The sequence below is a fragment of the Leptotrichia sp. oral taxon 879 str. F0557 genome, from assembly GCF_000469385.1.
GTDB classification, from domain to species: Bacteria; Fusobacteriota; Fusobacteriia; order Fusobacteriales; family Leptotrichiaceae; genus Leptotrichia; species Leptotrichia mesophila.
On sequence record NZ_KI271352.1, the window covers coordinates 31191 to 44930 of the forward strand.

The 13740-nt window shown below is 28.0% G+C and carries 11 protein-coding genes; all 11 read left to right on the forward strand.

What is annotated here, in order from left to right; genetic code table 11:
- The first annotated feature begins 12 nt into the window (after window positions 1-12).
- The 11 genes from HMPREF1552_RS10665 to nadR all read left to right on the forward strand — a co-directional run bounded on the left by HMPREF1552_RS10665 (window position 13) and on the right by nadR (window position 13608).
- The gene (locus HMPREF1552_RS10665) at window positions 13-210 is read left to right on the forward strand and encodes a DNA-directed RNA polymerase subunit omega (protein WP_021745206.1); all 198 of its coding nucleotides are present in this window, start codon (window positions 13-15) and stop codon (window positions 208-210) included.
- A gap of 101 nt (window positions 211-311) precedes the next feature.
- Window positions 312-2135: a DNA primase gene (dnaG, locus tag HMPREF1552_RS10670; protein ID WP_021745207.1), complete on the forward strand. Its 1824-nt coding sequence runs from the start codon at window positions 312-314 to the stop codon at window positions 2133-2135.
- The gene (gene rpoD / locus HMPREF1552_RS10675; RefSeq protein ID WP_021745208.1) at window positions 2128-3306 is read left to right on the forward strand and encodes an RNA polymerase sigma factor RpoD; all 1179 of its coding nucleotides are present in this window, start codon (window positions 2128-2130) and stop codon (window positions 3304-3306) included. The genes dnaG and rpoD overlap by 8 nt, the downstream gene beginning before the upstream one ends.
- A gap of 76 nt (window positions 3307-3382) precedes the next feature.
- Complete coding sequence (locus HMPREF1552_RS10680; RefSeq protein ID WP_021745209.1) at window positions 3383-4333, forward strand: DNA-directed RNA polymerase sigma-70 factor; 951 nt, start codon at window positions 3383-3385, stop codon at window positions 4331-4333.
- 27 nt (window positions 4334-4360) lie between these two features.
- The gene (locus HMPREF1552_RS10685) at window positions 4361-5173 is read left to right on the forward strand and encodes a Nif3-like dinuclear metal center hexameric protein (RefSeq protein WP_021745210.1); all 813 of its coding nucleotides are present in this window, start codon (window positions 4361-4363) and stop codon (window positions 5171-5173) included.
- A gap of 246 nt (window positions 5174-5419) precedes the next feature.
- A complete protein-coding gene (locus HMPREF1552_RS10690) occupies window positions 5420-6694 on the forward strand; it encodes an NRAMP family divalent metal transporter (protein WP_039901623.1) in 1275 nt (424 codons plus the stop codon).
- A 280-nt stretch (window positions 6695-6974) separates the two neighbouring features.
- Window positions 6975-8123, forward strand: coding sequence for a cysteine desulfurase family protein (locus HMPREF1552_RS10695; protein ID WP_021745212.1), 1149 nt, complete (start codon window positions 6975-6977; stop codon window positions 8121-8123).
- Between the two features lie 34 nt (window positions 8124-8157).
- Window positions 8158-9348 (forward strand): tRNA uracil 4-sulfurtransferase ThiI, encoded by a 1191-nt coding sequence (gene thiI / locus HMPREF1552_RS10700; RefSeq protein WP_021745213.1) that lies wholly within the window; start codon window positions 8158-8160, stop codon window positions 9346-9348.
- 35 nt (window positions 9349-9383) lie between these two features.
- The gene (locus HMPREF1552_RS10705) at window positions 9384-10949 is read left to right on the forward strand and encodes a YihY/virulence factor BrkB family protein (RefSeq protein WP_021745214.1); all 1566 of its coding nucleotides are present in this window, start codon (window positions 9384-9386) and stop codon (window positions 10947-10949) included.
- A 37-nt stretch (window positions 10950-10986) separates the two neighbouring features.
- Window positions 10987-12429: a DNA recombination protein RmuC gene (locus HMPREF1552_RS10710; protein WP_021745215.1), complete on the forward strand. Its 1443-nt coding sequence runs from the start codon at window positions 10987-10989 to the stop codon at window positions 12427-12429.
- Between the two features lie 120 nt (window positions 12430-12549).
- Window positions 12550-13608, forward strand: a complete 1059-nt coding sequence (gene nadR, locus HMPREF1552_RS10715; protein WP_021745216.1) for a multifunctional transcriptional regulator/nicotinamide-nucleotide adenylyltransferase/ribosylnicotinamide kinase NadR — start codon at window positions 12550-12552, stop codon at window positions 13606-13608.
- The last annotated feature ends 132 nt before the right edge of the window (window positions 13609-13740 follow it).

Here is a 13740-nt window from a genome sequence, read left to right on the forward strand (position 1 = left end):
AAATTATAAAAAATGAAAAAAGAAAAAATAACAATAGATGAACTATTGACTAAAATACCAAATAAATATGAGCTTGCAATTGTATCAGGGAAAATTGCAAAAAGAGAATTTGCTAAAGGGAAGCAAAAATCGGAAATAATGGATGAAGTTTTTAAAGATATTATGGAAGATGATGTGGAAATAATTCGTGAAACTAATGAGGAAAATTAAAAAAATTTGTTTATAAAGTATTGACTATTTAAAAAAACAAATTATACTAATAGTGTAAATATTTTTTATTGACTGTTTTTTTTATGGAGGAATAAGAAATAATGATTTATAGTGAAAAAGAGATACAGAAATTAATTGATAATTTAGATATTGTTCAAGTGATTGGAGAATATGTAAATTTAAAAAAGGCAGGTTCAAATTATAAAGGCTTATCTCCTTTTAAAGATGAAAAGACTCCATCTTTTACAGTCAGCCCAGTAAAAAATATTTTTAAGGATTTTAGTACACAAATTGGCGGAAATGTAATTTCGTTTTATATGAAAATCAATGATGTTAGTTTCATTCAGGCAGTAGAAGAGTTATCTCGAAAGTATAATATTCCACTCAAGAAAAATAGGGAATATAGGACAATCAATCAGGAAATTGAAAGAAAAAAGGCTCTAAACAAGGAGTATTACGAAATAATGAATGAAGCCCAGATATTTTTTAGAGAAAATATTGAAAAATATCCTGAAGCATTAGAATATATGAAGGAACGTAATTTCTCTATTGAAGAAATCAGAAAATTTGGGATAGGATTTGCCAATAGTTCAAGAGATGAATTATTTCAGCATTTATTAAAAAAAGAATTTCCAGAAGAAAAGATAATAGAATTAGGACTTGTCAAAAGAAATGAAAATGGTGAAATTTATGATAGCTTTAGAAATAGAGTGATTTTTCCAATTTACAATATAAATTCTCAGATTGTAGGATTTGGGGGACGTATAATTGAAAAAAATACTAATTTGCCTAAATATCTAAATTCTCCAGATTCGCCTATTTTTAAAAAAGGAAATGAACTTTTTGGAATAAAGCATCAAGGAGAAAATATTAGGAAAAAAGGCTTTGTGATGCTGATGGAAGGCTATCTTGATGTACTTACAGCCCAAAAGAATGGTTTTGAAAATGCAGTTGCAAGTCTTGGAACTGCACTTACTGAGGAACAGGCACAACTTTTAAAAAAATATACAGATAAAATATTGATTTCATATGATAACGATGAAGCTGGGAAGAATGCCATAATAAAAGCAGGATACATTTTAAAAAAATATGATTTTGATGTAAAGTGTCTAGTTATAGATGGAAATGAGAAGGATCCTGATGAGTTCTTGAGGAAAAATGGTAAAAAGGCATTTATAGAAGTTGTAAAGAAATCAGAAGAAATTTTTGATTTTTTAACAAAGGAAGCTTCAAAAGATTTGGATTTGAATGACATAAGTGGAGAAAGAAAATTCATTGAAAGATTAAAACCATTTTTTTCAAATGTTAAAAATAATCTTAATAAAAATCTATATTTACAAAGATTATCAGCCAATTTTGGAATTAATGAATTTGTTTTAGAAGAGGAACTCAAAAATTTGCCAAATAAAACTTCTAAAATAAAAAAAAGAAGAATCTATGAAAATCAGAAAGTTCAATACAAAAAGCAAAAAAGAGACTTATATATTGAACTGGAAGAACAAACACTTATATATATATTGGAATTTTATAAATCAGAAAAGGAAAAATGTATAGAACTTCTAAATAAAGAATTTAGCCATCCGATTTTTAATGAACTAATAGAAAAATTGAAAGATATAGATTTTGATATAATGAAGCTTGATAAAATTGATATTAGTGAAGAAAATAGGGAGATTGTAACAAACTTGAAGTTACGGGCAGATAATGACATTAAGGATAAGGAAATTTATTTTAGGGAAATTTATTCTGGCTGGTTTGAGCGTGAAATAGATGAGGAAAGACAAAAAACTGAGGAAGAAAACGATAGAATTAAGAAAATTGAATTAAAAAAAATATTATCAAAATTAAAAAATATTAATAAAATTAGTGAAATAGAAAAATTATATAATGAATTTATATTGATAAGGAGACCGAATTATGTCTGATAAAAAACAAAATTTAAAAAATAGTCTCGCAAATTTTATAAAACAGGCACGAGAGCAAAAAGTTGTAAGTTACGAAGAAATAAATTCTGTTTTATCTATCGGATTTTCAACTGAAAAAATCGAGCAGTTAATAAAAAAACTGACTGATGACGGTGTTCAAATCGTAGATACTATAAAGGAAAAAGAGGATTTATTAAAAGTTCCTGATTCCATAGAAGCTATCGAAAAAATGGAAATATCGGATTTTGAAGATTCGCATGATGAATTTGTAGAGAGTGAAATCGACGATTCGGAAGTGGATAAACTATTACAGACAGATTTGTTAAAAATGGCAGAAAGTATGGATGTAGATGAACCAATAAAAATGTATTTGCGTGAAATTGGACAAATTCCACTACTTAGCTATGAAGAAGAAATCGAATATGCTCAACGAGTTTTAAATGGCGAGGAGGAAGCAAAACAGAAATTAATAGAGTCAAATCTAAGGCTTGTTGTCAGTATCGCAAAAAAACATACAAATCGTGGCTTGAAAATGCTGGATTTAATTCAAGAAGGAAACATGGGGCTTATGAAGGCTGTGGAAAAATTTGAATATGAAAAAGGATTCAAGTTTTCGACTTATGCAACTTGGTGGATTAGACAGGCTATAACACGTGCAATTGCAGATCAGGGAAGAACAATAAGAATACCTGTTCATATGATTGAAACAATTAATAAAATCAAAAAGGAAAGCCGTATTATTTTACAGGAAACTGGAAAAGAGCCAACAGCAGAGGAATTGGCTGAAAAGTTAGAATTACCAGTAGAAAAGGTAAAAAGTATTTTGGAAATGAATCAGGATCCGATTTCACTTGAAACTCCAGTTGGAAGTGAAGAGGATAGTGAACTGGGAGATTTCGTGGAAGATGATAAATTTGCGAATCCTTATGACGCAACAACAAGAGTTCTATTGAAGGAACAGCTTGATGAAGTATTAAAAACATTAAATGAGCGTGAGGAAATGGTGCTTAGATATAGATATGGACTAGATGACGGTTCTCAGAAAACTCTTGAAGAGGTGGGGAAAATCTTTAATGTAACAAGGGAACGTATTAGACAGATTGAGGTAAAAGCATTAAGAAAATTAAGACATCCAAGCAGAAGAAAAAAATTGGAAGATTACAGGAGCTAAAGTTGTTATTTAGCTCCTTTTAGATATTTAGGATTTTTAGATGAACTAAATAATAAATAAAATAAGGGGAAAAAAGATGTTAAAAAATGTTTTTGAAGATATAAGAAAAAAAGGAAGTTTCAGTTTTGAAAAAATTATAGAAAATCATACGATGAATGATGATGAATTTTTTGAATTTTTGAAATTTATCCATTTGGAAAATATTCCAGAGGTTAGGACTTCAACTGATGGAAGTGATTTTATCGTATTAGAAGATGAGAATATTTTTATTGAAGAAAAGGATATGATAAAGTCTTATTTAGAAGATATAAAGAGAAAATACGAGGAACTTGAGAAAAAAAGTAAAAATGAGAAAGAAAGGGAAGAATTAATTGATAAATATTTAAAAATTGCAGTAAAAGAAAGCTTGCTTTATTCAAAATACGGATTTTCGTTTTTAGATACAGTTCAGGAAGCTACACTTGGAATTATGTCAGGTTTGAATTATTATGATGAAATTATGAAAATAACAAAAGAGCCTGAATTTTTTGTGAAAAATTTTGCTGTAAAATATATTTTGGAATTTCAGAAGGAACTGCTAAAAGATATTAAATCATCTGAATTATCATATATTTTATATTTAAAAGTAAAAGTTGACAGGAGTATGGGATTTTCAATGGATGAAATAAGTAAACAGATGAATGTTTCAAAAGAATATATTGAACAGCTTGAAAAACTATTTGACGAGGTAGAGCCTGAGGAGCTGATTGGAAATTCACAGATATTGGAAAAGGCTGATAAAATTACACAAATGTATATTCTTGAAAATATTCCTAAAAAACTAAATTATCTAGATGAGCAGATTTTAGTTATGACTTATGGACTGGATGATAAAGTGTATACAGAAAAGGAAATTGCAAAATCTTTAAATATTGCTAGTCACAATGTAAATATTTTAAAGGAAAAGGCACTTAATAAGTTATCAATTGACTTAATGAGAAATGATTTTGTAGAAAATAATGAAGAGGCAAATTATACAATAAATTAAGAAAAATAATGAAAGGAAAAGGAAATTATGAAATTATGGGAAATAATAGGAGAGCTTCACACAATCTTTAATCCTAAAATTACTGAAAACTGGGATAATGTCGGACTTCTTGTGGGAGATAACACAAAGGAAGTCAATAAAGTGTTATTTTGTCTGGATGTAACAGAAAAAGTTGTAAAACAAGCTGTAGATAACAATGTAGATTTGATAATTTCACACCATCCAGTTATTTTTTCAGGTCTAAAGAAAATTACAAATGAAACTGTACATGGAAGAAAGTTATTAAAATTAATAGAAAATAAAATAGCGGTTTATTCAATTCATACTAATTCTGATTTTGCAATTAATGGGTTAAATGACTTTATAATGGATAAACTAAATCTAGATGGGGGAAAAATAATTTTTAATGAACACGAATTTGAAGACTATAATCCAATAAAAAATAAGGTGGAACATGTACATAGCGGACTTGCAAGAATAAAGATATTAAATGAGGAAATGAGACTGGAAGACTTGCTTGAAAGAATAAAGGATTCTCTTGGAATAAGCTATGTAAGGTATGTTGGCAATAAAGATGCATATGTACGAAAAATTGGACTTGTTACAGGTGGTGGAAGTTCATTTATGTATGAAGTGGCTGATAAAATTGATGTGTTTCTCACAGGAGACTTGAAGTACCACGAGGCTTTAGATGCTTTAGAAGAAGGGCGTATTTTAGTTGACATTGGACATTTTGAAAGCGAATACTTGTTTGTAGATATGATGGAACAGAAAATGGCGAAATTCTTTAATGGAGAAATGATTCGACATTTTGAAGACGAGATATTTAAGTTAGGATAAAATTATTTTAAAAGTAATAATAAGAAAGTCTAAAAATATAATAAAATCAGACAAAAAAATTTTGAATATCCAGTACAAAGTGTTATAATACCTTTATAATTTCAAAAATTTGAGAATCAAAATATATTTAAAACTCTTTAAATTATAAATGCAAGATAAATAAAGCAAAATAATAACTTTTGAGTTTTAGATTTAAAATAATTACTTTAATTTTTGAAAAAAACAAGAAAAAAGGAAGGTGTTTCTATGACAACTACTCACACAAGCTGGTATCACAAGTTTAAAGCCTTTGGACCTGGAATTCTTATGGCTTCAGCGGCTATTGGAGGTTCTCATATCGTGGCATCTACACAAGCGGGTGCATTATACGGATGGCAATTGGCAATCATTGTAATTTTAGTTAATATTTTTAAATATCCATTTTTCCGTTTTGGAACTCAATATACGTTAGAGCGTAAACATTCATTGATTGAAGGATATGAAGAAAAAGGAAAAATTTACTTATGGGTATTCTTTATTATGAATATATTTTCTGCGGTTATTAATGTTGCGGCAATAGGTATTTTGACAGCAGCAATTTTGGCAAATATTCTGAAATTGACATTTTTAAGTAGCCTTACTCCTACAGCAATGGCTTCAATGATTAATTTGCTTACTACAATTGTTCTTGTAGGCTCACTTGCAATGATGGTATTTGGAGGTTATAAACTATTGGACAGCTCTTCAAAATTTATAGTTATTTCTTTGACAGTTGCAACAATCATTGCAGTAGCTATTGCATTATTTAAACAGCACCCTGTAGCTCCTAATTTTGTTGTTCCATCTCCTTGGAAACTTGCTGCATTGCCATTTATTGTTTCATTAATGGGATGGATGCCTGCGCCAATTGAAATTTCGGCAATTAATTCCATGTGGACAGTTGAAAAGCAGCAGAGTATGAAAGTTCCTCACAAGATTGCAATGCTTGACTTTAATGTAGGTTACTGGGTTACAACTATTCTAGCGTTTGTTTTCCTTGCATTGGGAGCATTAATTCAGTATGGTACAGGTACAGCAATTAAAGGAGCAAGTGCAGCCTATATTGCACAATTCATTCAGATGTACTCAAGTGTAATTGGAAGTTGGTCAGGTCTTCTTATTGCGTTTATTGCGTTTATGTGTATTTTTGGTACGACAATCACCGTAGTAGATGGTTATTCACGTGCTAATGCAGAATGTCTACGTTTAATTTGTAAACAGAAAGAAGTAAAGACTTCACATTTTAATATCTGGATGACTTTAACTGTAGTTATAGCAATGATTATTGTATTTTTCTTTGCTGGAAATGTTGCAGCAATGATGAATTTTGCAATGATATTTTCATTTGTTTCGGCTCCAGTTTATTCGTATCTTAATTTTTCACTTGTGAAGGATAACAATAAATTACCTGTCTGGCTATGGTTTTTATCAGTTGCAGGAATTGTTTATCTGGCAGGATTTACAATATTCTTCCTTGTGTATTTATCAGGAATTTTAAAATAGAGTAACATACAAGACTGTTTTAGAAATTGGAACAGTCTTTATTTTTTAATTGTTTTTGATAATTTTTATAAAATATAGTATAATAGGAATATATATTTCTTAGGATAATATCTATAATATTTAAAAAAAACTAAAAAAATAAACACAATATATTCAAAAATTTTTAAATTTAGGCAAAAAAAGCAGATAATATCAGGATTTAAATAATATAATCATAATTTTTGAATTTGGTTTTAAATGATTTTTTAGTTGAAATAGTCCGATTATTTTAGGAGGAAAGATGATTTACTTAGATAATTCAGCTAGCACAAAGCCACGTAAAGAAGTTATAGATGTGCTTATTCAGACAATGGAAGAAAATTATGCAAACGCTGATGCAATTCACAGTTTTTCCCATAATATTCTTTTAAAAATAAAAAATGCAAGAAAAATCATAGCTAACTATCTGAAGGTGGAAGCTGAAAGAATTTATTTTACAGCAGGGGGAGGAGATGGAAATAATCTTTTATTGCAGGGAATTATTAATGCAAACTCTCGTACAAAAAAGCATCTTATAACAACAAAAATTGATCATCCGTCAGTTTATGAGGTATTTAGACATTATGAAACTGCTGGTTTTGAAGTTGATTTTCTAGATGTTGATAGAGATGGATTTGTGAATTTGCAGCAGCTTCAAGATGCAATTCGTGAAGATACGTTGATTGTATCTGTGGGAGCAGTAAATAGCGAAACTGGAGCAATTCAGGATTTAGAAAAAATTTCGAAAATTATTCAAGCAAAAAATAAGGATACATATTTTCATACTGATTTTGTGCAAGGTCTTGGATGTACAGATATAAAATTTGATAAATTTCCTGTAGATGCAATAACAATAAGTGGACATAAAATTCATGCACCAAAGGGAATTGGAGCCATCTATATAAATAAACGTGTCAAAATTGCAAATATAATTTACGGTTCAAATGCTGAAAATGGAATTGTAAAAAGAACAATGCCTACGGAACTTATTCTTGCATTTACAAAAGCTGTGGAAATTTTATCGAGGGAAGATAAGCTAGAAATGGAGCATTCTCAAAAAATAAAGAAATTACTTGCAGACAGGATTTGTGAAGAGATTAATGATATCAAGCTTAATTCATCACTTGATCCTGAAAAATCAAGTCCGAAAGTTCTGAATATATCTTTTAAGGGAACAAAAGCCGAAGTATTAACACATTTTCTGGGAATGTATCAAATTTATGTTTCCACAGGCTCAGCTTGCTCATCAAAGAAAGGGAATAGTAGAATACTTGAAGTTATGGGTCTTAATCAATCGGAACTTGATGGAGCAATAAGATTTAGTTTTTCGAAAGATAATACTGAAAAACAGATTGCTGAAGTTGTTAAAATACTAAAGGAAAGTGTGGAAAGAATTAGAAAAATGAGATGATATTTTTTTTTAATAATATTTAGAAAGGGAAAAAATGAAAAATTATACTAATAAAAATTTATTAGACGCGATAGGTCTTTCTTATGGAGAATTGTCACTGAAAGGGAAAAACAGAGGACAATTCGAAAAAAAATTACGAAATAAAATCAATAAAGTGTTAAAGGGATTTGATTATAGGCTTTTTGACGATTTGTCAAAATTATATGTTTTAATAAATCCTCAAAATCTAGATGAAGTAACAGACAAGTTAAAAAAAGTTTTTGGAATAGTCGGGCTTAATCAGTCAGCAAAAGTTGAAAGAAATGATGAATTTATAAAGGAAAAAGTGCTAGAATTTGCAAACTATGCTTATGAAAATGGAGCTAGAACTTTTAAAATAACAGTCAATCGAAGTAATAAAGGATTTGAAAAAAAATCTATGGATTATGCACGTGAACTCGGAGGACATGTACTTGTAAACAGTCCGTTTGAAAAAGTTAAAATGAAAGATCCAGATGTTATGATAAATATAGATATTAGAAAAAATGTTTATATTTACACAGATAGAATAAAAACTTATGGAGGACTTCCTCTTGGATCGACAGGAAAGGGGCTTGTTCTTTTATCGGGTGGAATAGACAGCCCAGTTGCTTCGTTTATGATGGCAAAAAGAGGGATGCGTCTGAACTTTATTACATTCCACAGTTTCCCATTTACAAGTCAGCAGGCTCTTGAAAAAGTAAAGGAATTAACTGATATTTTATCACTTTATGTTGGAAAAACAAGACTTTATTCGTTAAATATACTAAAAATTCAGGAAGCAATAAATACTCAGACAAAAAAAGATTTAGCAACAATTTTGACAAGACGTGCTATGATGCGTCTAGCTGAAAGATTGTCAAATACTATGCAATACCAAGCTTTAATTACAGGAGAAAGCCTTGGACAAGTGGCGTCTCAAACAATGGGAGGGCTTACATGTACAAATGCTTCTGTAGAAAAATTGCCAGTATTTAGGCCTCTTATCGGAATGGACAAGACAGAAATAATTGAAATTGCAAAGGAAATAGAAACTTACGAAAAATCTATTGAACCGTATGAAGATTCATGTGTAATTTTTGCATCAAAGCATCCAGTTACAAATCCAAAGCTGGAAGATGTACTGGAAGAAGAGGCAAAGATTGAAAACTATGATGAAATTATGAATGAAATTTTTGAGGAACGTGAGTATTTTAATTTTGGGTAAAAATAAATTTTAAAAAATAATAATGGAGAAATTTTATGAAAGAAAAAAAAGATTTGAAAAAACAGAAAAAAGAAACATCAGAAGGTGGATTTAAGAAAAGAATTGAGGAAATAAAAAGGATAATTTATTTAATTTATAGAAATTATCGAGATGGAGAAACACAAATACTTGCAATTTCTCTTACTTACTATTCACTTTTAGCAATTTTTCCTGTAGTTGCTCTAGTTTTAGGAATTACAAAAGGATTTGGACTAGATAAGATATTTATACAGAAATTTTTTGAATTATGGCCGGGAAATAACAGCTTTCTAAAAATAATTGTAGATATAGCGCAAAGACTTTTATTATCAACAGAAAGTAGTATATTAACAGGTGTAGGAATTGTAATTTTGATTTATTCTGCAGTAAAAGTTTTGATAATGCTGGAAAATTCATTTAATAAAATATGGAAAATTAATAAAAAAAGATCTATAACAAGAAGAGTTATTGACTATATTGCGATTATATTTTTAGGACCAATATTTTTTGTATTATTGTCGGCATTAAATTCAATTGCAGTCGAGGAAATGGTAAAACATTTTCCAAGTAATGGTGTATTACTTAATTTGTTTATCGGACTTTTCGGGCCTGCAACGTATATTATTCTGTTCAGTTATCTATTTTATATAATTCCAAATACAAATGTAAAAATAAAGCCAGCAGTTTTTGCCGGAGTTGTAACAACAGCTCTTACCTTTGGATGGAAACTGTTATTTTTACTATTACAATCTTCAATTACAAAATATAATATAATTTATGGAAGCCTTGCATTAATTCCAATTTTTCTAATTTGGGTGCAATATGTATGGGTAACAATTTTATTAGGAGCACAAATAGCATTTTCAATACAGACTTCTGATGAGTTTTTATATAATGAAAAAATTGAAATGCCAATAAAGGTAAAAAGAGAAGCGGGAATTCTAATTTTATCATTAATAATTAAGAATTTTGTGGAGAAAAAGGAAGCGTTCACATATCAGAAATTAACGGATAGACTAGGTATGGAAGTGTTTTTTGTAAAAGAAGTGTTGTCCGATCTTGAAAAAATGGGATTCATAAATGAAGTGTTTTATGACAAAAATTCAGATAGTCAATATCAGGTTGCATACAGCCCTGAATCTATAACAATTAAAGAATTTATGAAAAAATTTGACACTAAAAATATCGAACATTATAAAGATATTTTTGACAATTTAAATGAGGATGATCAAAAACTTCTTGAAAAAATAAGAGAAAAATTAGCAATGAAAAAAATTGAAAGTTCTGAGAATGAAAATGAAATTTCGAAACAAGAAGTAGAATTTTCAGAAACAGAATATTTTAAAGAAACAAAAGTTCCTGAAAATTCAAGAAAGTCAGAAGAATTAACAATAGATTTTCAAATTTCAAAGCAATCAAAACAAAAAAATGAAAATTTACAAGTAAAAGATTCTCCTAAAATAATAAGAAAAGAAAAATTAAATCGTGATCCTGAAATTCAATCATCTTCAAAAGAAACTGAAAACTCTCAAAATAAACAAAAAAAGGTCAGATATGAAGATGGAACTTGGAAATTCTTTTAATAAATAAAAATTATGCAACTAAAAAGGAGACTTAGAAATGATAGTAATAGTACTAGTAATGACGATTATAAATATTATTTCAGTAGCCGCAATAATTATTTATCTTAATAGAAAAAATAATAAAAATACGGAAAAAATGATAATAAATCAAATAAATGAAAATAATAAGGAAAATTTTGAGGAAAATAAGAAAAAATTTGATGAAATTGAAAAATCAATAAATCTTAATACAAAAAATAATTTACTCGAAGGAATAAGCAATTTAGGAAATGTACTATCTGAAAATAACGAAAAACTTCTTTTAAGATTTAATGAGCTTGGGCAGAATATAAATACCACGATGAATACTAATAATCAGCTTTTATCTAAGAATCATACTGAAAATACACAACTTTTGACCACAAGTATGAATAACAATATTCAAAAACTGTCTGTCAGATTAAATGAAAATAATACAGCATTGACGGGTGTTATGACTGAAAATAATCAGTATTTAACTAAAAATATAAATGAATTTAAGGACGGGCTTAATAAAAATATAAATGAAAATTTTGAAAAATTAAGTCATAAAGTTGAAAGCAGACTTGATTTAATGAATACAAAGGTAGAAGAGCGCCTGTCGAAAGGGTTTGAAGAAACTACAAAAACTTTTGGAAATGTGCTGGAAAGATTAAGTAAAATTGATGAAGCACAAAAAAAGATAGAGGCATTATCAAGTAATGTTGTTTCACTTCAGGATATTTTAACAGATAAAAAAAGCCGTGGAATTTTCGGAGAAATTCAGCTTTATCAAATATTATCTTCAGTTTTTGGAGAAAAAAACGATAAACTTTACCAAAAACAATATAAACTTTCAAATGGAACAATTGTTGATTCTATTATTTTTACTCCAGAACCCCTTGGCAACATTGCAGTTGACTCAAAATTCCCATTAGAAAATTATAGAAAAATGTATAATAATGAATTATCTCAGATTGAAAGAGAAAGTGCTAGAAAAGATTTTGTAAGTGACTTGAAAAAACATATAGATGCAATTTCTTCAAAATATATAATAAAAAATGAAACGAGTGAACAAGCAATATTATTTCTTCCGGCCGAAGCAATTTTCGCTGAAATAAATGCTTATCATACAGACATAATTGAATATGCTTACAAGAAAAATGTGCGAATAGCTTCACCAACAACATTAATTTCAGTATTGACAGTAATTCAGGTTACGATGACTAATTTGGAACGTGACAAATATGCAAACATAATTCAGCAGGAATTGGAAAAATTGAACGTTGAATTTACAAGATATCGTACACGTTGGGATAATTTACAAAAGGATATTGAAAAAGTTTCCAAAGATGTAAAAGAAATAAACACAACTTCAAATAAAATAAGCAAAAGATTTGTAGAAATTTCAAATGCAAAATTTGAAGAAAAAATAGGAAATAACAATTCAGAAAATTTTAAAATCTTAGAAATTGAAGAATAAATGAATTTGATAAATTTAACAAAAAAGTTATGCTAAATTCTATAAAAAACAGTTTTATACAATTTTTACCATAAATAAAATCAAAAAAAGTATTAGTATAAAAAGGAGAAAGAATAAACAATGCAAAAAAATGGAATAATATTTGGAAAATTTTATCCATTGCATACTGGACATGTTAATTTCATTCAAATAGCCAGTGGTTACGTAGAAAATTTATATGTTGTCGTATGTACAGATGAAGATAGGGACAAAAAATTATATGAAGAATCTAAAATGAAGAAAATGCCGACCATAAAAGATAGAATCAGATTTGTAGAGAAAACTTTTAAACATCAGAAAAACATAAAAATAATACATCTTGCAGAAGATGGAATTCCTTTTTATCCAAATGGCTGGAAATTATGGAGTGAAAGGGTACAGGAAGCACTTTTAAAAAATAAAATTAAAGTGGATATAATTTTCACAAACGAAACTCAAGATGTAGAAAATTATAAAAACAATTTTTTAACATTACCAAATTTCGAAAAAACTTTTAATAAAAATTTGAAAATTCAATTAATAGACATAAATAGAAATAATTTTCATATCAGTGCAACAGAAATAAGAAAAAATCCATATAAAAACTGGTTTTTTATTCCAAAATATATAAGAGAGTTTTTTGTCTTAAAAGTAGCAATAATCGGTTCAGAACACTCTGGAAAAACTAATTTGGCTCATAAATTATCCAATTACTACAATACAACTTATGTAAAAGAATATAGAAAAGAATATATAAAAGAAGAATTACAAAATCATATAGAAAATATACAATATTCTGATTATAGCAATATTGCTTATGAACATAACAGAAGAATATTGGAATCTGTTAAAAATGCTGACAAACTAACTTTTATAGATACTGAATTTTCCTCTTTACAGACTTTTTCAATAATTCAAAATTATCAAAAAAACCTAGTAATAGAAGATTTAATTAAACACAGTAGCTTTGATATACTAATATATATTGAAAAAGAAATAAATTCGAAAAATGAAAAATCTGAATTTGATAATATATTACAACACTTACTAAAAAAAAATAATCAAAAATTCATAAAATTATTTTATAAAAACAATAAAAGTCTTACAGAAAATTATATAAAGAGTATTGAAATAATAAATAAATATCTCGAAATAAATTAAAAATAATTTATTGGAATAATATCATTAAAACTAAGAAACAATAAGCGCTTTCTAAGAACTAAAAAATGGTTTACGAATAAAAATATGAAAAAATTTAGAAAAATTCAAAAAAAGTAGTTGACAAAAGGGAGC

What these genes read in the sequence shown, in the direction of transcription:
- HMPREF1552_RS10665 (WP_021745206.1), top strand. Translation starts at nt 13, where the DNA reads ATGAAAAAAGAAAAAATAACAATAGATGAACTATTGACTAAAATACCA.
- dnaG (WP_021745207.1), top strand. Translation starts at nt 312, where the DNA reads ATGATTTATAGTGAAAAAGAGATACAGAAATTAATTGATAATTTAGAT.
- rpoD (WP_021745208.1), top strand. Translation starts at nt 2,128, where the DNA reads ATGTCTGATAAAAAACAAAATTTAAAAAATAGTCTCGCAAATTTTATA.
- HMPREF1552_RS10680 (WP_021745209.1), top strand. Translation starts at nt 3,383, where the DNA reads ATGTTAAAAAATGTTTTTGAAGATATAAGAAAAAAAGGAAGTTTCAGT.
- HMPREF1552_RS10685 (WP_021745210.1), top strand. Translation starts at nt 4,361, where the DNA reads ATGAAATTATGGGAAATAATAGGAGAGCTTCACACAATCTTTAATCCT.
- HMPREF1552_RS10690 (WP_039901623.1), top strand. Translation starts at nt 5,420, where the DNA reads ATGACAACTACTCACACAAGCTGGTATCACAAGTTTAAAGCCTTTGGA.
- HMPREF1552_RS10695 (WP_021745212.1), top strand. Translation starts at nt 6,975, where the DNA reads ATGATTTACTTAGATAATTCAGCTAGCACAAAGCCACGTAAAGAAGTT.
- thiI (WP_021745213.1), top strand. Translation starts at nt 8,158, where the DNA reads ATGAAAAATTATACTAATAAAAATTTATTAGACGCGATAGGTCTTTCT.
- HMPREF1552_RS10705 (WP_021745214.1), top strand. Translation starts at nt 9,384, where the DNA reads ATGAAAGAAAAAAAAGATTTGAAAAAACAGAAAAAAGAAACATCAGAA.
- HMPREF1552_RS10710 (WP_021745215.1), top strand. Translation starts at nt 10,987, where the DNA reads ATGATAGTAATAGTACTAGTAATGACGATTATAAATATTATTTCAGTA.
- nadR (WP_021745216.1), top strand. Translation starts at nt 12,550, where the DNA reads ATGCAAAAAAATGGAATAATATTTGGAAAATTTTATCCATTGCATACT.